This window comes from Allobosea sp. OAE752 (assembly GCF_050433265.1).
GTDB classification, from domain to species: Bacteria; Pseudomonadota; Alphaproteobacteria; order Rhizobiales; family Beijerinckiaceae; genus Allobosea; species Allobosea spartocytisi.
Genome location: NZ_JBNPXO010000018.1, coordinates 1 through 17,667, shown reverse-complemented (window position 1 = coordinate 17,667; position 17,667 = coordinate 1). Strand labels below are relative to the sequence as shown.

Sequence of the window (17,667 nt, the reverse complement as noted above, 5' to 3'; positions counted from 1 at the left end):
CTTTCAGGAGCGCCCCATGTCGCCGAAACCGCCAAGCATCCGAGACGACGCTGAACACAACAGGTTCGTGATGGCGGTTCCGGGCGGCGAGGCCTTCGCAACGTATCGGCGCCTTGATGACTACCTTATTGTTTCGCACACCGAGGTGCCGTCGAGTTTGCGCGGTCGAGGTCTCGGCTCGCAGCTTGCTGAAGCCCTGTTCGAGCGCGCACGCGGCCGCGGAGAGCGTATCGTCCCCGCCTGCTCATTCATTGCGGACTGGGCCAGGCGGCATCCTGAATACCAAGACGTTCTCGCCCAGCGGACGGAGCGGTTGCAATGATCGACCATATTTCCGTCGGCACCAATGATCTTGGGAAGGCGCGTACGTTCTACGACGCGGTCCTTGCGGAACTCGGGATCCGGCTTCTCAGCAGCAGCAATCGATCGGCCGACTACGGCGTGAGCAGCATTCTCTTCAGCATCGAGACACCCGTCGACGGCAAGAGGGCTTCCAGCGGCAACGGGATCCACATCGCTTTTGCAGCCGGCAGCCGAGAGATCGTGAACGCCTTTCACCATGCCGCGCTCGCCAACGGTGGCACCGACGCTGGCGCCCCGGGTGTACGCCCGAATTACGACGCTCACTACTATGGCGCCTTCGTCTTCGATCCCGACGGCAACAAGATCGAGGCCGTCACCCGTTCATCCAAGTAAAGGAGGACGACATGCCTGCAAAATCAGCCGCTCAACAGAAGGCCGCGGGCGCCGCGCTCGCCGCCAAGCGGGGAGACATCAAGGAAAGCAAGCTCAAGGGCGCATCAAAATCGATGGAAAAGTCGATGAGCGAGAGCGAACTCGAGAAGATGGCTTCGACCAAGCGCAAGGGAAAACCCGAGCACAAGAGCAAGCACTGACTCGCGTTTCGAGGAAATAACGATGACATCACACTTCGAACCGCCCTTCCCTGAGCAGCAGCAACCGATGCCGGGGCGCACCGATGCCATGAAGCCCCGACCGGACCATGGCGAGGACAGCTATGTCGGCTCGGGTCGTCTCAAGGGCAAGCGTGCCATCATCACCGGTGGCGACAGTGGCATCGGGCGGGCTGTCGCCATCGCTTTCGCGCGGGAAGGCGCGGACGTCCTGATCTCCTATCTGAACGAGGACGAGGATGCCGCGGAAACCCGCGGTTGGGTCGAGAAGGCCGGACGAAAAGCCGTGCTGGTGTCCGGAGACATCCAGGAAGCTGACCATTGCCGCCAGATCGTCGACCGGGCCGTGGCCGAATTCGGCGGCGTCGACATCCTCGTCAATAACGCTGCCCATCAGGCGAGTTTCAAGGATATCGGCGACATTTCGGACGAAGAATGGCAACTGACCTTCGCGGTGAACATCCACGCGATGTTCTACCTGACCAAGGCTGCCGTCCCGCACATGAAGCCTGGTTCCTGCATCATCAATACCGCTTCGGTGAATGCCGACAAGCCCAACCCGACCCTGCTGGCCTACGCCACGACCAAGGGAGCCATCCAGAACTTCACCGGCGGACTGGCTCAATTGTTGGCGCAGAAGGGAATTCGGGCCAATGCCGTGGCGCCTGGGCCGATCTGGACGCCGCTGATCCCCTCGACCATGACGGGCGAGAGCGTCACGCAGTTTGGCAAGCAGGTTCCCATGAAGCGGCCGGGACAACCGGCCGAGCTCGCCACGGCCTATGTGATGCTGGCGGATCCGCTCTCGAGCTACGTCTCGGGCTCTACCATCGCGGTAACTGGCGGTCATCCGATCCTGTGATGGCAGCGGGTCAGTCTTTGTTGAGCTTCCCGAGATTGCCGGGCAGGCCCGAGAAAGGAAGATCGTCCGGCTTGAGCAAGCTGTCGGACGGTTCAGGACCATGGCTCTTTTCGCCCCTGTGCGCCTCATTCCAGTGCCGGATCTTGTCTGTAAGCCGTAGAAACTCGGCTGCCTGCGGGGACCCTGCGGGCGCATCGCTCAGCGCGGCGGCGCGCTGTACGGCAGCCTCATATTCCTCATGATTTTTGAAAGTCATGGCTGGAGTCCAATTCGGATTGGTTGCTGGCAGCAATCTCGTCGAGGAGTTCGAAGGCGGCTCGCGACAAAGCCTCCGGCGGCGCCATATCTTCCTGAAGATGCCATTCCACGAAGTCCCGGCTCTTCCCGGCTCTCTCCGCCAGAAGCGCCACCCAATCGCGGTGCGGGTAAGCTGCATTCATCCGCAGCGCGAGATCCCGGCCGGAAGCAACCGGTTCTGACGAAAGCATCGGGGCCTCCTGTACTCTCCGAAGAGAAAAAGACCCCGCCGGATGTCCGGCGGGGCCGCGCGCTCAAGCAGCCTTGCGATTGATGCCGTCCAGCGCGAGCTTGGTGAGTTTTTCGTCGGTCGCGGCTTCCTCGTCGAGATTCTGCTTCAGGAGCGACGCGCAGTCATTGCGACCGAGCTGCTTCGCCCAGGCGACCAACGTGCCGTAACGCGTGATCTCGTAGTGCTCCACCGCCTGGGCCGCGGCAATCAGCGCTGCGTCGAGCACCTGCTTGTCTTCGACTTCGCCGGCGACGTCATTGGCCTCTTCGAGGATGCCGTCGATCGCAGGGCAGGTGACGCCCTTTTCCTCAACGCCATGCAGGCGGAAGACCTCCTTCAGGCGCGTGATCTGGCCCTCGGTCTCGCGCAGATGCGTTTCGAAGCCGCGCTTGAGATCCGGGCTGGTCGCCTTTTCGACCATGTCCGGAAGCGCCTTCTTGATCTGGTTCTCGGCGTAATAAATGTCCTGAAGCGTATGGACGAAGAGGTCGTCCATCGTGGCGATGTCTTTAGAAAACCAACCCATGCCGCTCTCCATTTGGCAGGAAAATCCCCCCAGCGCTTGGTCGTTCCCGAGGGCTGGTCCGCCCTCTTCCGAAAGCCGGACGGCTTTGTTCAGATCACCGTGGAGCGATAGGGTTCCGCCGTCTCGTCGAACCGGTTCCAGCCTGCTGCACGGTATTCCGCGAGACGGGCATCGCGGTCGATGGGAGATGCCCCATCGAGGATGGCCTCGACCGCCGGAACCTGCTCATCGGCAACGCGAACGGAAACAACGGTACCGCCGCGGCGAACCGTTTCGGCGTAGTAGTTGGCATCTTCTTCACTGTGGCCGGCGCTGGTCAGCGCTCCGACGATCCCGCCGGCGACGCCGCCGGCCGCGGCGCCCGCTGCCGTCGACGCGAGCCAACCTGCGGCCACCACCGGGCCGATCCCGGGAATGGCCAGCAGTCCGACACCTGCGAGCAGACCGGCTGCTCCGCCGAGCGCAGCGCCGATTCCGGCGCCTTCACCGGCATTGCTGTCATCGGCCTTGGCGTGGCGACCGACCACGCTGATGTCAGCGGCGCTAACGCCCTCGGCTTCGAGGGCTTCGACCACCGACCGGGCGGTTTCGTAGTTTTCATAGGAACGCGTCAGTGTCTGAGTCATGGGAGTCTCCAATTACTGGCGGGTGATGTTGCCGCGATAGTCGACGGTGACGTTCACTTTGGCGCCGCCATGCGTGGCGCTGCCCTTCCAGACGCCATTGGCGTCCTTCGTCAGCGGACCAACCTGCGAATAGCCGTTGGCCTCGAGACGGCTCTTCGCCTGTCCTTCGGTGAAGCTATTCGCGCCTGGAAGCGGAGCATTCTTGTCCGCTTCGCCCTTGGGCGATGGTACGGGTGACGTGGTCGCGGGCTGAGCCAGCGCACCAAAGGAGGTCGTTGCCGCGATGAGGGACGCGAGCAAAAGCTTCTTCATGTCTAAACTCCTCGAAACTCGTGGAATGGTCCACTGAATGCATTTCGAACGAGCTAGGCGCCGTTTCTGTTCCGCCAGAATTTTGGATCCGCAGTGACCATACCGCGGGGCGTTTCTTGATATGCCCGGGCAGTGCCAAGTGGCTAAGCCGAAGTCATTGGGCCTCGGGCGTTAATCCTTTGGTCGCGTGCCCGAAATCGATTTCGCAAGCATGCAAGCAGACGCTGGGTAAGACCAGCAGCTATTCGCCGGCGCCCGCCGCCGGCTTGTCGTCCGGCTTCACACGCGGTTTGTCGGCATCGCCAGTATCCTTTTCGGGATCGGGATTGATCGAGACCTTCGTGGTCGCCTCCGTCCCCGGATCGCCCTGGATCGATTTCACGCGCTGCTGTTCTTCAGGGCTGAGCTTGTTGCCTTGGCCGTCTCGCATGGGTGCCTCCTGTCTGGAATGCCCCCCAAAGGAGAACGGGCCTCCATCACGGGAGTTCCGGCCCGCTCACGACTCGACGCGGGATGGCCGGGGGCGCCCGCCAGGAACCAATCCGCTGCGACGGCTGTTTGCCTGTCACTTTCGCCCATCAGCAGGAGGGGCTCATGGACAGTATCATTTATCTCGTCGGTCTCGTGGTGGTCATCATGGCCATCCTGTCGTTCCTCGGCCTTCGATAGGAGTTCGCCATGTCCATGTCTGGAACGGACGTCGTCGTCGCTCCCGTGACCGTCAACAAGGAGAACCGCTCCTATGTGCAATGGGGACCGATCATCGGCGCGCGGTGATCGCGACCGCCATCTCAACCATCATGACGGTCTTCGGCTCGGCGATCGGCCTGTCGATGGTCTCAGCCGATTTCGAAAGGAGCTCCAGCGCCACGGCGCTGGCAATCGCCGGCGCCCTCTGGGCGCTCTGGGTCATGGCCTCCGCCACGATGGCCGGCGGCTATCTCGCAGGCCGCATGCGCCAGCCGAGCTTCGATGCCAATGGCGAGGAGCGCAGGGTGCGCGATGCAATCCATGGCCTCCTCGTCTGGGCGACCGGAGCGCTCCTGATCACCATCGTCGCGACGTCATCGCTGTTCGGCGCGGCGAAGACGGCGGCCCACGGTGTCGCGAACGCCGGCTCGGGCGTGGCGTCGCTGGTGTCGCAGAATGCCGACCCGCTCGCGATGGCGCTCGACAACGTCATGCGCGCCAACGGCCAGCAGCCGCCAACCGCCCAGGAACGCGACGAGGCCTCCCGGATCTTCGTCAGCGCCCTCGCGAACGGCAAGATCGAACAGGGCGATCGGGATTATCTCGCCTCGCGGCTGGCCGCGCGTTCCGGCATCAGCGAACAGGATGCGCAGAAGCGCATCGATGACGCCTATGCCCGGCTGTCGCAAGCCAAGGAAACCGCCAAGCAAGCGGCCGAGCGCGCACGCAAGATCGCGGTTCTGACGGCGTTCCTGACGGCCGCCGCATTGCTCGTCGGAGCTGCAGCCGCCTCGTGGGCCGCCACATTGGGCGGGGAACATCGGGACGAGAACCTTCGGATCGAGCCGACGCCGTGATCGGTCCCTGGATCATGGAAGCTCTCTTGTTCGGCCCGCCTCGGCGGGCCGAAGCTTTTTCACCTCACCCTGAACCGATCGCAGCATCAGCGTTGCTCCGGACGGCCCCACGATCTCAAGACCCTCCCGAATTTGTTCGATGAGCACCATGACGATCTCCTTTGGTGGAATCGCGACCCGTCCATCGCGGCTCGGCCCCGAGTGATCGAGAACGACGATCCTTTTCGCTCCCGGCGCGTTTCCCTCACGACGCAGGAGATCGCCTATGCCCCGCACCGATGAAGCAATCTCCGAAACCATCCGGAACGTTACGAGTCTGGAAGAACTCAACGCTGCCATCACGGCGTCCGGCCCGCTCGTTCCCGGCGCAACCCGGGTCGTCCTCGGAGAAGGCCCCGAGGGCGCGGCCATCGCCTTCGTCGGCGAGCAGCCCGGCGATCAGGAGGACCGGCAGGGCCGCCCTTTCGTCGGCCCTGCCGGCCAACTGCTCGACCGGGCCCTCAACGAAGCCGGTATCGACCGGCGCTCCAGCTACCTGACCAATGCCGTCAAGCACTTCAAGTTCGAGCAGCGCGGCAAGCGGCGGATACACCAGCGGCCGACAACCGGGGAGGTCAGGCACTATCGCTGGTGGCTCGAGCGGGAGCTGGATTTCGTGAACCCGCATCTCGTCGTCGCCTTGGGTGCGACCGCCGTCCTGGCCTTGGCCGGGAAGGCCTTGCCGATCTCGCGCAATCGCGGCGCGACCCATTTCGGGGAGCGGCTGGGCTTCATCACGGTTCACCCCTCCTCCCTGTTGCGACTGCCGCAGGAAAAGGATCGAACACAGGCTTACGACGCATTTGTCGCTGATCTCCGTCAGATCCGAAAACTCGCATCCGCTTGAAATCCGCCATTTGCCGAATGGTGCCGGTCAGGAGAGCGTGACTGTGAAAAGGCGGCAAGCCCCCTGCTGTCGATGATCTGGATGCGCGCTCGCGACAAGCGGATCAGGCGCTCACCCTCGATGACATGGAGCGCGACCGTCACACCGGACCGGCGCACGCCCAGCGTATGGGCGAGATCGTGATGAGTGATCGGAATGATGTCGCTGGCCAGGGTCTCGCCGCAACGAGTGAGCGCGTAGGCGTGCCATGGCGGAGGCCACCACTCGGCCTGGGTTATCTCTCGCCCACCGGTGCACAAGTCTCACGAATACATCCGTGCTGCGAAGCTTTGTTTCCTCCGATCGAGCGGCTTCTAGGTGGAAGCGCAACGGTTCCACGCACCGACGTAGCCGTGACGTCGCCTTCGCCGATGCGCGCAAAATGGATGCTCTCGGTCAGCCAAACGACTTCACATGTTTCCTGAGCAATTCGAGCTTTTCACCCAGAACCTCCACAGGCACAGGCTTGGCAATTGTTCCAAGCGCCACCGCCGCATGCTCGCCGGCGACCTCCGTCTGGCCAGTGACGAAGATGCTTGCGACGCCGCGTTCTTGCAGCCACGCTGCGGCGAGTGGTCCTGTTCGTCCATCGGCAAGGTCGATGTCCACCAGCGCACCGTCGATCTGGAATGTGTCGAACCTCATTTTCAGCTCGGCAAAGCTGCTGGCGGAGCCTGCGAAGATGTGCCCAAGATCCTCGATCATCGCCTCGATGTGGAACACGATGAGAGGGTTATCCTCAAGGTAGAAGATGCGGAGCGGCGCGAGCGGAGATCTCATGGTCACAAGCCTCAAGCCGGATTTCACCGAAAGCGCGAAAAGGGCCCCGCCGCGATGCAGCGCAGGCCTTCCGGATGGAAGACGATTTCGGGAGGGATACCGAACAGCCCCTGCAGGGCGGACCGGATATACCGCGTCCCGTAGCCGGCCTTGTGTGGCTCGGCGACCGGAGGACCGCCGCTTTCGATCCAGCTTATCGTCAGGGTGGGTTCGCTTGTCGACTTGAGGCTCCAGGTGAGATGCACCCGTCCCTCCGGACGTGACAGCGCGCCATATTTCAGAGCGTTCGTGGCAAGCTCGTGGAGGCACAGGGCAAGCGTCGTACCAGCGTCCCGGCCCAGTTGGATCGGCGGTCCTTCGGCTATGATGAGATTTTCCCCGTTTCCGCGATATGGCGAACAGGTCCGTCCGATGATGTCGGCCATATCGATTGTTTCTCCGCCTGCCTCGAAGATCGCCGAGTGCACGACCGATAGGGCCATGAGCCGGCCCGAGAAATCGTCGGCGAGCCCATCGATCGACGTCGCGCTTCGTCGGGTCATTCCAAATATCGCAGTTACGCTCGCAAGGATGTTCTTGACGCGGTGATTGAGCTCCCGTCGCAGTTCAACTTCGCGCTCGATGTGGTCCCTCACGTCCCGTTGCCGCAGCCTCGCGAGCAGTGCGGACTGAAGACCGCTGAGCAACTCCAATGACGCCACCGGCCGCTGAAAGAATATCTGGCGTGAGCGCGGCCACGTCTTGCTGAGTTCCGCACGAATTTTCGCATGGGGCGCCGCCCCATCGAGGAGGACGATGATTGGCATCTCAGACCAATCCGGTTGATCGACAAGATGTTCCGCGATGATGCTCAACACCGACGGATTAAGCGCCTCATGGGTCACGACCAGCATGCCCGGCGCCTCGGTCAGCCGGGAGGCGAGTTCGTCTGGGCCGGTAGCCTGGCTTACGGCCACTTCGTGTTCATCGAGGAGTGCGCCCAAATATTCCGCGTCCCTGCGGTAGGGGGCAAGGATCAATACCCAGTCCAATGAGCGATCGACACTGGACACCATCCGCTCACGATTCTGGGAGTGGATTGTAAGCGACGACCGTGACGCCGGAGCTCTGGATGAAGAGCTCGCGTACGTCGAGATCATGCGGGCCGTGCCGCTTCTTCACCACCGTGATGCTGCGCCTGAGACGCTCGCCATGCTCGATGATGCGCAGCAGGAGTACTGTGTCCCCTAGGAAACTCACATCGACGTCGATGCCGACATCCTCGCCGAGCAGCCCGTGCTGTGCGACGATCAGCATCGTCAGAACGCCGGCGCGGGCGAGGTATTTGAGGAGCGATTGGATATCCCGCACCGCTTTCTCGCGATTCGGCAGCGAGTTGAGATAACCGGTGAAGCTGTCGATCACCACGACCCGCACCTTGTCGCTGCTAACGGCCTGCTGCACGATTTGGCCGAACTCGCCTGGCGAAATTTCGTTGGGATTGAAATCACGGATGATGAGTTGGCCGTCGTCATGGAACTGCCTCAGATTCATGCCCAACCCCTCGGAGCGTCGGAAGAAAGTCTCGATGCGCTCCTCGAACAAGAACAGGGCGACGCTTTCGCCGCGCTTCAGCGCCGCAGTCGCGTAAAGGGATGCCATGGTGGACTTGCCGGTGCCTGCCTGGCCGATCACGAGCGTGGTGGTTCCAGCCTCCTGTCCGCCGCCGAACATTTTGTCGAGCTCGTCAACGCCGGATTTGATCAATTGCGGCTTGACGGTCTCTGCTGCGGCACCCGGCACGAGCCGTGGAAACACGATCACACCTTCGCCTTCACGGATCGCCATATCGTGATAGCCGTCGGCTATGGGTACGCCGCGCATTTTGCTGACCTCGACGCGACGGCGGACGGAGCCATATTCCTGCAGCGACTTATCAAGGCAGATCACGCCATGGGCGATCCCTTCGACCTCCTCGCCGGTGTTCTGGGCATGTCGTACTTTCGTGTCGAGGAGCAATGCCACGACATCTCGCTTCGCGAGAAACGCCTTGAAGGCAATGAGCTCACGGCGAAAGCGCGGCGTGTCGCCGGTGATCAGTCTGATTTCGAGGAGAGAATCGTAGACCAGGCGGCTGGGCTTATGCTGCTCGATCGCTTCTTCGATCGCTTTTCTGGTTTCGTCGAGCCGCAGTTCGGCCGTCTGAAAGATTGTCTGGTCGGCGGCGCCGTTGACCGCATCCGACGCCGACAGCTCCTCCACGCGGATGCCGTCCAATGTCCAGCCGTGAGACGCGGCGATCGCTTCGAGCTCCGCCCTCGTCTGTGACAAGCTGACATAGATGCAGCGTTCCCCAGCGGCCGCACCCGCCCTCAGGAACTGGAGTGCAGCAGTGGTCTTGCCGGAGCCCGGTTCGCCCTGAAGAATATAGAGGTTGGAGGCTGGTAAACCGCCCCTCAGAATGTCGTCGAGTCCGGCAATGCCCGTACTCACTACCGCCTGTTTCCTGCCCCCAGCCACATGCGCCCCCACATATCAGAGCATCAACTGCGGCTGAGAACGCACAACCCCAATAACCGTTCCGCGTGCCATTGACTCGCGTGCCAGCGCGCAATGGAGAACGGAGATCCGGAGCCAGCGGCAGGGCGGCTGATCGCCAAGGGAGGATCAGCGGCCATGGGCCGAACCGGCTGTTGACGGGCTTGAAGCTGGCTGGCCGCAGGATCGTGGGCTTTGCGAAATAGAGATTCCGTCGCCGCCATGGCATTTCCACGGGCGCCCATCAGTGAGCGAGCTCTTCAACCTCGCTTGGGCCGCGGGCCTCCTCGATCCACCGCACGTTTGTATCGACGAGAAGCGCGGAAACCTGGCTCGCCACCTTCTTCTCCGGAACATGTCGATGACGGCGATGTTGAATTCGGCACCGCTGGCCATCACCGAGCCAGATGCGATCAGGCTTGAGTATCCCTGGGGATCACAAAGGGGGGCGCATGCGTTCGACTGGGCTGTTCTGTTCCCGCCGCACCGTTTTGGCGCTGCTTGTCTCGTCATCCGTCGTCAGCCTATCTAAAGGCTCCACCGCCCTTGCCGACCAGACCAGCCAAAATCGCTTCGGCTACGAAGACGTCATCGGTCGGGCAAAGGCCCTTGCCGAGCGGCCTTTCGATGCCGAAGCGGCAACAATCCCGCAGGAACTGACGAAACTCTCCTATGACAGCTACCGCGAAATTCGCTTTCGGCGGGACAGGGCATTCTGGCGCGATGGCGCTTCCGATTACCGACTCCTCCTCTTCCATCTCGGCTTTCTTCACACCAAGCCGGTGCAGGTCCACATCATCAAGAACGGCACTGCGATCCCGATCCCCTTTACGACAGGCCTGTTCGAATACGGCAAGGTCCCGGTTCCCAAGCAGCTGTCGCCCTCGCTGGGATTTGCCGGCTTTGCCGTGACCACCACGCTGAATGATCCGAACGTTCAGGACGAACTCATCTCCTTCATCGGCGCGAGCTATTTTCGCTTTCTCGGTCGGGGGCATCGTTACGGCTTGTCGGCTCGCTCGCTGGCCATCGACGTTGGCGGCGAGCGACCGGAGGAGTTCCCGTTCTTTCGGGCGCTGTGGCTGGAGGAGCCGTCGCGTGACAGTACGGAACTCACGATCTACGGCCTGCTGGACTCGCGGTCGGTGGCGGGAGCGTTCCGCTATGTCGTCACTCCAGGCAAGCAGACGAGCGTGCAGGTGACAGCGACGATCATGCCGCGCAGGGAGATTGCTCGCCTGGGGGTGGCGCCTCTGACATCGATGTTCCTCGCGGGCGAAGGCGACCTGAGCCGGCGGACGGATTTTCGGCCGGAAATCCACGATTCGGATGGCCTCATATTCAGGACCGAATCCGGCGAATGGGCCTGGCGTCCGATCCAGAATCCAAAAGCCTTGCGGATTTCGAGCTTTGCGGGCCGGAACCTGCGGGGCTTTGGCCTGATGCAGCGCGACCGCAACTTCGAGCATTATCAGGATCTGGAGGCCCAGTACCATGCAAGACCGGGTTACTGGATCGAGCCGGAAGGGGAATGGGGAGACGGGCGGCTCGAGCTGATCGAAATACCGACGGACAACGAAGGCTTCGACAACATCGTCGCCTGCTGGACACCGAGCACGCCGTTGCCTGCCGGCAAGGCGACCGTATTCAGCTATCGTCTGTCGGCCCTATCGACGACTGGGGCGCTCCATCCCTACGGCCAAGTCAAGAACAGCTTCAACGGAGCCAACAGCTTAGAAAGCTCAGCCGATGGCGTCGGAAAGAAGCGCTTCATTATCGATTTTGCCGATGGAGACCTTGCCTTTTATCTGTCAGACGCCAAGAGGGTCGAGGTTGTCGCCTCGACGACGGCCGGCGCCATCCTGGGCACGATCCTCGATCCCAATCCGATCACGAAGGGCTTTCGTGTCATTGTCGACGTGAACTTGCCAGCGGGTGAGAGCACAGAGCTGCGCGTGTTCTTGAAGTCGCGCGGTCGCGTCCTGACCGAAATCTGGACGAATTCCTGGACGGTCGCCGCGCCGGATTCGATCCCAAAAGCAGTCCGAAACGATTGAAATATCCTGGAAGAGCCGGCGCCCGAAGTGCACCTCCTATGGGGCGGACGGCGGCATGGCGTCCGAACCTGGGGTCGACAGGCCATCGACAGCTCGCCTGGTGCCGGCCGAGTCGGAGGGCTGAACAGCTTTGAAGCGCTCGCATTCGAGCGTCGCTTGGGCCGAGGCTGAAACGGCGCGCGCCCGGCTGGACGACGAAATCGACTGACGACCCGATGCTCCATCTCGCCGTTCACGGATTGCGCAGCGTCAGCGCGACGGCGGCCTCCGAGGTAACTGCGGAAGGTGAATCTCTCCTGGTGATAAAGCTCGACCGTAGTCGCGGAGTGGCTGAGATAGCCGACGCCTTGTGCAGCTCATCTGACGCAACGCACGAAGCACTGACATAACTGTACCTTTCTCGCTTCAACCAGCAAGTCGCGGCCTCCAGAAGCGAGATTCTGGCACAGTGGCGCTGGCCGCGCGATCCGAGCTTAGACAGATCCTCCTATCGCCGGGGCATCACGTGCAACGGAACCGCGGTACCGGTTTGAGCGGCAGGCGTCGTTCCTCTTGCCCGCCTGCGCCCTCTTCTTCGCGACAGGTCGAACAAACTCCCCTCAGCTTCGTTCACGCTCCATCGAGGTAGATGACATGAAGCATTTGCGACTTTCCGCTCTCGATCTCGATCGCCGGGTAGCCAGGCTCATCGCGCGCAACAGATCCCGACGGTTCGAAAGACCGTTGCAATGGCTGACCCTCGGAGCGGATGAGCGCCTGCTCCTTCCGGCCGTATCGCTCTATTGGCTGCTCTCGCGCGGCGGTGGAAAACTCCGGGCCAGCCGAGCCAACCATATTTTATTGACGATGGTGACGACGGCGATCCTGCCTCATCTTATGAAGCAGGTCGTCGATCAGGAGCGACCGGATCGCTGCGAAATCCACGGGAATCGCCATGGCATCCCGCGCTCTGGAAAGGCGTTCGATGCATTTCCGTCGGGACATGCGGTCCACATGGGAGCCCTCGCTTCCGCCCTCTGCCGGCTGGCCCCGCGTCACCGGGTTCTGATCTGGGGCCTGACGGCGTCCCTTGCGATGACCCGGGTCGTCTTGCTGGCTCATTGGCTCAGTGACGTCGTGGTTGGAGAGACCCTCGGGGTCGCGATCGAGAACCTGCTGCACGCCATCGATCGAGCGCCGGAGGCATAGGCCGCATGGCGCTCGCAGATCGCACGAAGACCGCGCTCGACGAGTCCCGCATGCTGATGCTGGGCGCGCAGATCCTCTTGGGCTTCCAGTTCCAGGCGCCATTCCAGGACGGTTTCCCGACCATTTCGAGCGCTGAGAAGACGACCGAGGTCGCCGTTCTCGGCTTGATCATAGTCGTGGTGGGGTTGCTCATTACTCCAAGCGCCCATCATCGAATTGCCGAAGATGGCGAAGCCAGTCACCACTTCATCCGATTTCTCACCCGTGTTTCCCTATCTACGCTGCCGGTCTTCGCCATCGCGATTGGACTCGATTTGGGAATCGCGGGAAAGCGGATCGGCGGCCTTGCCGTCGGGGTCGGCGGCGCTTTCCTGGGCACCGTGGTGCCGCTGGCAATTTGGTTCGTGCCCCTTCTCTTCCACCATCCGCATGAGGATGAAGAAATGTCGACCTCCGACAAGAAAACCCCTCTCGATGCCAAGATCGACTACGTTTTAACAGAAGCTCGTGTCGTCCTCCCTGGAGCCCAGGCGCTCCTGGGATTCCAGCTCGCTATCGTACTTACGAATGGCTTCCAGCAAATGTCGTCAAATCTGAAGATGACGCACGGTGCTGCCTTGGCCTTGATTGCAGTTTCCACAGCGCTCCTCATTGCACCCGCAACATATCATCGCCTCGTATATGCCGGTCGCAACGAGCCGGAATTCCATCGCCTGGCAAGCCGCCTGCTTCTGATCGCAACCGTCTTTCTTGCGCTGGGCCTCGCCACCGACACCTATCTTGTCGTTTCCAAGATCGTCGACGACGCCCGGTTGGCTCTCTGGAGCGCAGTGTCGGTGGCCCTAATCCTACTCGGTCTCTGGCACATCTGGCCTTGGTGGCGTCGCGCAGTGGCCTGAGTCGCGTCCCGAGGCCGTGGCAGACGAATTGCTGAAGGGCGGATCGATGGCGAGTGATCGTTCGGCTTCGCGACGCTTAACTGGAAAAGTTCCCGCATGCAGGTTCTGACGCTGTGCACGCTTGCCGCACACCTCGCACTCGAATCCTTCCTGACGCATCTTCCAATTCCGGGTTCTCTTCAGCCCCCCGCAACCGCCGTGAACGGATCCCGGAACGATCGATCGAAGGATCGGGTCCTGTGAGTGCAAGGCATTCCTCATTTCGGCCTGCCGCTGTGCTTCTTGTCTTTTTCTTCAGCCGCTGCCTCCGAGGTCGACATTTCGCGAAGTTCTGCGGAGGTATGTTTCTCCGCGAGTTCTCGCGCCTGCCCGCCTAAAGAGACACCTTTCTGGCGCCCGGCGAGAGCCGCGGACGCCACCGCGCGCTTTTCGCGTCGATCGTGCTCTCCCATTTAAAACCTCCTCTGGATGGACGGAGGGGAAGGATTTGGACCACGTCAGCGCTTCGCAGACGCGCCCTTTTCTTCCAGACTCAAGAATTGGGACGTCACCGAAGATAGGTTCTCACCAAGCCATGCAGCCATTGCTACCTCCTCATTGAGGATGCGCTGACACACTGCGACCGTCTCCTGATCGCCGCATGCTACCGCTGTCGCGATCAGCACTTCGTAAGCAGCTATCTCCATATGTTCAAATGTGTAGCTTGCCATTGAGCCCTTGATCACCTCGTCGCCCATGAAAGCGCCGCCGAGCCCCTGACCCATTGCGGCAAACTTGCCCATCAGGTCCTTGAGCGTAGAGGTATCGCCGCCACGGCGCTCGATGCACGACTGGAGCATGCCCGCCTGACGTCGGGTTTCGGCCAGATGCTCCTCAATCTTCCGCTTCAGCTCCGGGTAGCTTTCTATGCGACTTGATTGCGCGGATAGCATCGCCTCGGCTTGCTTTTCCATCGCATGCGCGTCTCGCAACCAAACTAGAAGGCGATCATCTTTCGTCATTGCTCACCCTCGCACTGCCGCACCTTCCGCCGACGCTTGGCTGACGGGGCGCCCCCGACAAAACAAGGTAATGCCTGGGAGGTTCGGCCCAGGAACCGTTCTGTGCGCTAGCGCACATCAGGAATGCCAGTACGAGAAGCGGGGCCGGCATTCCAAGCGGGCTTAAGGCCCCTAAGCACTTGCGCAGGCGTACAATTCAGAACGGTTCGAACATATTCGATCCGAAGACGTTGCACGCAGACCACTGCGGAGGTCTGTCATGAATGCGAAGCGCGAACGAAGCCGTTCGGTCTGGATGGATGTCGAGGTAGCGCCCCAGGCCGAGCCTCTGAGGTCGGACCACGCCGCTGATGTTGCCATTGTCGGCTCCGGCATAGCGGGCCTGTCCGTTGCCTATGAATTCGCGGTACGCGGCCTGTCCGTCGTGGTCCTTGATCGAGGCGAGATCGCCGGCGGCATGACGGCGCGCACCACCGCCCACCTCGCTCCCATCTGCGACGACTCTCTCAGCGACCTGCTTTCGATGCGCGGCCAGGAGCTGGCCCAGGGCTTCCAAGCCAGCCAGAGCGCGGCCGTCGATCGCATCGAGGCCATCCAGGAAGAGCTCGGAATCGACTGTGAGTTCAGGCGTCTTGATGGAATCCTGTTTCTCGATCCCGAAAGCGAGGAGAGCGTCCTCGACGACGAAGTTTCAGCCGCGGGGGAGATCGGCGTTACCGTCGAGCGCGGCAAGGGCTTGCCACTGCGAACGCTGGAGAGCCGCCCTTTCCTGCGATACCCGGATCAAGCGACCTTCCATCCATTGAAATATCTACGGGGCGTGGCCAAGGCGCTGAGCACGAAGGGCGCGCGCCTCCATCCCCACACAACCGTCGTCGAAGTGAAGGACAAGGACGACCACGTCGAGCTGAAGCTTGAGTCGGGCCACACCGTCACGGCTGGCCATGCCGTGATCGCGACGAATTCCCCGATCCACGACCTCGTTGCCTTGCACACGAAGCAGGCACCCTATCGGACCTATGCCATGGGATTCGAGATCGAGTCCGGGAAGCTCGACGACGCCCTCTACTGGGACACCCAGGATCCCTATCACTATGTCCGCCTCACGTCCGGCGAGGATGGCAAGGACATCGTGATCGTCGGCGGCGAAGACCATAAAACGGGCGAGGCCGACGACGCCGACGCACGTTTCGCCGCTCTCACCTCCTGGGCTAAGACCCTCATCCCGGATCTCGGTCCCGAGCGCTATCGCTGGTCTGGCCAGGTCATGGACACGCTCGACTATTGCGGCTTCATCGGGCGGGAGGCTGGTAGCATTCGCGTCTTCGTCTCGACGGGCGACTCCGGGCAAGGCATCACCCACGGCGTCGTTGCCAGCCTGCTGATCCCGGACCTGATTCTGGGTCGGGAGAACGAGTTCGCCGCAGTTTACGATCCCGACCGTAAGCCCATCAAGGCAGCTTCGACCTATGTGAGCGAGAACATCACGGCGGTGAAGAACTTCACCGAATATCTCGCCCCGGGAGAGTTGTCCTCCATCGACGAGCTCAAGCCGGGGCAAGGCGCGATCGTCAGGCGCGGAATCAGCAAGATCGCGGCCTACCGGACCGAGAACGGCGATGTCATCGAGAAGTCGGCGGCGTGCACACATCTCGGCTGCCACCTCCACTGGAACTCGTTTGAGGAATGCTGGGACTGCCCCTGTCACGGATCGCATTTCGCGCCGGACGGCAGCGTCCTGAACGCTCCGGCGATCGGACCTCTCGCGGACGTCGAGGCGTCGTCATGATCCATCATGTCTCGCTGGGTACCAACGACGTCGCCCGGAGCAGGAAGTTTTATGACGCCGTGCTCGGGGTACTGGGACTGGGCCTACTCAAGGCGTCGCAGGATTCCGCGGATTATGGCGTATCCACCGTCGTCTTCAGCTTGGAGACACCCGTCAACGGCAAGCCCGCTTCCGCAGGGAACGGCGTCCATATCGCCTTTGAAGCCGGCGGCCGAAGCAAGGTCGACGAGTTTCATCGCGTCGCCTTGTTGCACGGCGGGTCGGACGCTGGCGCACCCGGTCTTCGGCCGGAATACGACCCCAACTATTACGGCGCCTTCGTCCTCGACCCGGACGGGAACAAGATCGAAGCCGTCACGCATCACGGGAAATGAGAAGCCGTGTCCGCTTCCGCCGACTGAGTTCTCCGAGGATTTGCCATCTCTCGGCATGGACATGGCACCGCAGCGCTGGTCGATCATTTTCTCTGGTGCGGCGGATCGGCCGCCTTCGGCGCATTTACTCCCGAACGAGGCCTGGCGTCCGGAACGGGTATGTTTTCTGAGCCGCGAGCTATGCCGGTTGAATCCTGCGTCGCGGCGCATTGAGACCGCGACCCTGCATCCTGCGCAGTGCAATGGCCTGATGATGGTCCAGAGACCATAGAACTGCAAGGTGGCGCCCCAAGCCCCGGCTGGCGCTCGCGGCGAGGTGAGCCAGCGGCCGTCCCACGGCCTATTTTGCCGCCCAGAAGCCGACAACCAGCCCTATGGCAGCAGCCCAGGCCAAGGCACGCATCGGCTGTGCCCTTACCTCTTCGATGACCAGTCTCTGTAACTCGCTAACCCGCTCACCTGCTGCCTCGCTCATACGATCGGTGTCGATCCCCACGGACTTGAGGTTCGAAACGATTTCACGCCCGGCTTCCCGAGCTTCATCCGGTCCTTCGGAAACCATTTCAGCCCGCTTCGTAACGCGTTCAACATCGTCCTCAACTGCCATAGTATCCTCCTGTTCAAGGGCAAGGTCGCAGATTCCAACGGTCGCTGACGCGGGAGAGTTCCGCGCCCGCCTTTGGCGCAACGCCGAAAGGCAGCCGAAGTGGGCGCCCGATGTCCGCGGGGGTGGCAAGCTGACCTTTGCCGGCCTTCCCGAAAGAGCCGCTGGCAGGCTCGCGTCGTACCGGCGTCTCGCCGTCAGAACCTGACGGCGAGGT

Annotated in this window: 25 protein-coding genes and 1 pseudogene; 11 read left to right on the top strand and 15 right to left on the bottom strand. The window is 61.9% G+C overall.

Going from position 1 to position 17,667, the window contains the following annotated elements:
* The first annotated feature begins 16 nt into the window (after window positions 1–16).
* From GGC47_RS26980 to GGC47_RS26965, 4 genes are read left to right on the top strand one after another with little or no spacing between them, the layout of a single operon-like run.
* A complete protein-coding gene (locus GGC47_RS26980; RefSeq protein ID WP_429069797.1) occupies window positions 17–322 on the top strand; it encodes a GNAT family N-acetyltransferase in 306 nt (101 codons plus the stop codon).
* The gene (locus GGC47_RS26975; protein WP_429069796.1) at window positions 319–696 is read left to right on the top strand and encodes a VOC family protein; all 378 of its coding nucleotides are present in this window, start codon (window positions 319–321) and stop codon (window positions 694–696) included. Before GGC47_RS26980 ends, GGC47_RS26975 begins: the two co-directional genes overlap by 4 nt.
* Before the next feature lie 11 nt (window positions 697–707).
* A complete protein-coding gene (locus GGC47_RS26970; RefSeq protein WP_112764281.1) occupies window positions 708–896 on the top strand; it encodes a DUF3008 family protein in 189 nt (62 codons plus the stop codon).
* A 22-nt stretch (window positions 897–918) separates the two neighbouring features.
* Entirely contained in the window at window positions 919–1,776 is an 858-nt protein-coding gene (locus tag GGC47_RS26965) for a glucose 1-dehydrogenase (RefSeq protein ID WP_112764229.1), read from the top strand.
* A gap of 10 nt (window positions 1,777–1,786) precedes the next feature.
* On the opposite strand, the gene GGC47_RS26960 is transcribed toward GGC47_RS26965, so the two are convergent.
* The 7 genes from GGC47_RS26960 to GGC47_RS26930 all read right to left on the bottom strand — a co-directional run bounded on the left by GGC47_RS26960 (window position 1,787) and on the right by GGC47_RS26930 (window position 4,682).
* Window positions 1,787–2,032, bottom strand: a complete 246-nt coding sequence (locus tag GGC47_RS26960) for a hypothetical protein (protein ID WP_370955412.1) — start codon at window positions 2,030–2,032, stop codon at window positions 1,787–1,789.
* Complete coding sequence (locus tag GGC47_RS26955; protein WP_429069794.1) at window positions 2,013–2,264, bottom strand: hypothetical protein; 252 nt, start codon at window positions 2,262–2,264, stop codon at window positions 2,013–2,015. The genes GGC47_RS26960 and GGC47_RS26955 overlap by 20 nt, the downstream gene beginning before the upstream one ends.
* A 63-nt stretch (window positions 2,265–2,327) precedes the next feature.
* Window positions 2,328–2,831 carry a YciE/YciF ferroxidase family protein gene (locus tag GGC47_RS26950; RefSeq protein ID WP_113255015.1) on the bottom strand — a complete coding sequence of 168 codons (504 nt, stop codon included), beginning with the start codon at window positions 2,829–2,831 and terminating at the stop codon, window positions 2,328–2,330.
* An 89-nt stretch (window positions 2,832–2,920) separates the two neighbouring features.
* Window positions 2,921–3,457 (bottom strand): hypothetical protein, encoded by a 537-nt coding sequence (locus GGC47_RS26945; protein ID WP_429069793.1) that lies wholly within the window; start codon window positions 3,455–3,457, stop codon window positions 2,921–2,923.
* Window positions 3,458–3,469: 12 nt separating this feature from the next.
* Window positions 3,470–3,769, bottom strand: coding sequence for a hypothetical protein (locus tag GGC47_RS26940; protein WP_038358064.1), 300 nt, complete (start codon window positions 3,767–3,769; stop codon window positions 3,470–3,472).
* 241 nt (window positions 3,770–4,010) lie between these two features.
* The gene (locus tag GGC47_RS26935; RefSeq protein WP_133561466.1) at window positions 4,011–4,199 is read right to left on the bottom strand and encodes a hypothetical protein; all 189 of its coding nucleotides are present in this window, start codon (window positions 4,197–4,199) and stop codon (window positions 4,011–4,013) included.
* A gap of 330 nt (window positions 4,200–4,529) precedes the next feature.
* The gene (locus GGC47_RS26930; RefSeq protein WP_429069792.1) at window positions 4,530–4,682 is read right to left on the bottom strand and encodes a hypothetical protein; all 153 of its coding nucleotides are present in this window, start codon (window positions 4,680–4,682) and stop codon (window positions 4,530–4,532) included.
* Window positions 4,683–4,695: 13 nt separating this feature from the next.
* On the opposite strand from GGC47_RS26930, the gene GGC47_RS26925 reads away from it, so the two are divergent.
* Window positions 4,696–5,316, top strand: a complete 621-nt coding sequence (locus GGC47_RS26925) for a hypothetical protein (protein ID WP_429069790.1) — start codon at window positions 4,696–4,698, stop codon at window positions 5,314–5,316.
* Between the two features lie 12 nt (window positions 5,317–5,328).
* On the opposite strand, the gene GGC47_RS26920 is transcribed toward GGC47_RS26925, so the two are convergent.
* Window positions 5,329–5,466, bottom strand: coding sequence for a hypothetical protein (locus GGC47_RS26920; protein WP_429069788.1), 138 nt, complete (start codon window positions 5,464–5,466; stop codon window positions 5,329–5,331).
* Between the two features lie 163 nt (window positions 5,467–5,629).
* Between GGC47_RS26920 and GGC47_RS26915 the strand changes: the two are divergent.
* Window positions 5,630–6,202, top strand: a pseudogene (locus tag GGC47_RS26915) (UdgX family uracil-DNA binding protein); the annotation flags it as partial.
* Here the strand turns inward: GGC47_RS26915 and GGC47_RS26910 are convergent.
* The 4 genes from GGC47_RS26910 to GGC47_RS26895 all read right to left on the bottom strand — a co-directional run bounded on the left by GGC47_RS26910 (window position 6,175) and on the right by GGC47_RS26895 (window position 9,520).
* Window positions 6,175–6,501, bottom strand: coding sequence for a helix-turn-helix domain-containing protein (locus GGC47_RS26910; RefSeq protein WP_429069786.1), 327 nt, complete (start codon window positions 6,499–6,501; stop codon window positions 6,175–6,177). The pseudogene GGC47_RS26915 and the gene GGC47_RS26910 overlap by 28 nt on opposite strands.
* A 136-nt stretch (window positions 6,502–6,637) precedes the next feature.
* Complete coding sequence (locus GGC47_RS26905) at window positions 6,638–6,964, bottom strand: response regulator (protein ID WP_429069784.1); 327 nt, start codon at window positions 6,962–6,964, stop codon at window positions 6,638–6,640.
* 80 nt (window positions 6,965–7,044) lie between these two features.
* Window positions 7,045–8,073, bottom strand: a complete 1,029-nt coding sequence (locus GGC47_RS26900) for a sensor histidine kinase (protein ID WP_429069820.1) — start codon at window positions 8,071–8,073, stop codon at window positions 7,045–7,047.
* Between the two features lie 7 nt (window positions 8,074–8,080).
* Window positions 8,081–9,520: a DUF7125 family protein gene (locus GGC47_RS26895; RefSeq protein WP_429069782.1), complete on the bottom strand. Its 1,440-nt coding sequence runs from the start codon at window positions 9,518–9,520 to the stop codon at window positions 8,081–8,083.
* 470 nt (window positions 9,521–9,990) lie between these two features.
* Between GGC47_RS26895 and GGC47_RS26890 the strand changes: the two genes are divergently transcribed.
* The 3 genes from GGC47_RS26890 (at window position 9,991) to GGC47_RS26880 (ending at window position 13,682) form a co-directional block, all read left to right on the top strand.
* A complete protein-coding gene (locus tag GGC47_RS26890; RefSeq protein ID WP_429069780.1) occupies window positions 9,991–11,595 on the top strand; it encodes an OpgD/OpgG family glucan biosynthesis protein in 1,605 nt (534 codons plus the stop codon).
* 633 nt (window positions 11,596–12,228) lie between these two features.
* Window positions 12,229–12,783: a phosphatase PAP2 family protein gene (locus GGC47_RS26885; RefSeq protein WP_429069779.1), complete on the top strand. Its 555-nt coding sequence runs from the start codon at window positions 12,229–12,231 to the stop codon at window positions 12,781–12,783.
* Between the two features lie 5 nt (window positions 12,784–12,788).
* The gene (locus GGC47_RS26880) at window positions 12,789–13,682 is read left to right on the top strand and encodes a DUF6328 family protein (RefSeq protein WP_429069777.1); all 894 of its coding nucleotides are present in this window, start codon (window positions 12,789–12,791) and stop codon (window positions 13,680–13,682) included.
* Between the two features lie 257 nt (window positions 13,683–13,939).
* On the opposite strand, the gene GGC47_RS26875 is transcribed toward GGC47_RS26880, so the two are convergent.
* Window positions 13,940–14,134, bottom strand: a complete 195-nt coding sequence (locus GGC47_RS26875) for a hypothetical protein (RefSeq protein WP_429069775.1) — start codon at window positions 14,132–14,134, stop codon at window positions 13,940–13,942.
* Window positions 14,135–14,179: 45 nt separating this feature from the next.
* Window positions 14,180–14,683: a ferritin-like domain-containing protein gene (locus tag GGC47_RS26870; RefSeq protein WP_429069773.1), complete on the bottom strand. Its 504-nt coding sequence runs from the start codon at window positions 14,681–14,683 to the stop codon at window positions 14,180–14,182.
* Window positions 14,684–14,942: 259 nt separating this feature from the next.
* Here GGC47_RS26870 and GGC47_RS26865 point away from each other — a divergent pair, with 259 nt between their 5' ends.
* Together GGC47_RS26865 and GGC47_RS26860 are read left to right on the top strand one after the other, a co-directional pair.
* On the top strand, window positions 14,943–16,472 hold the full coding sequence (locus tag GGC47_RS26865; protein ID WP_429069772.1) for an FAD-dependent oxidoreductase: 1,530 nt from the start codon (window positions 14,943–14,945) through the stop codon (window positions 16,470–16,472).
* Window positions 16,469–16,846, top strand: a complete 378-nt coding sequence (locus GGC47_RS26860; RefSeq protein WP_429069770.1) for a VOC family protein — start codon at window positions 16,469–16,471, stop codon at window positions 16,844–16,846. The genes GGC47_RS26865 and GGC47_RS26860 overlap by 4 nt, the downstream gene beginning before the upstream one ends.
* A 340-nt stretch (window positions 16,847–17,186) precedes the next feature.
* Here the strand turns inward: GGC47_RS26860 and GGC47_RS26855 are convergent, their stop codons facing one another.
* Window positions 17,187–17,453, bottom strand: a complete 267-nt coding sequence (locus GGC47_RS26855) for a hypothetical protein (protein WP_429069769.1) — start codon at window positions 17,451–17,453, stop codon at window positions 17,187–17,189.
* Window positions 17,454–17,667: the final 214 nt, after the last annotated feature.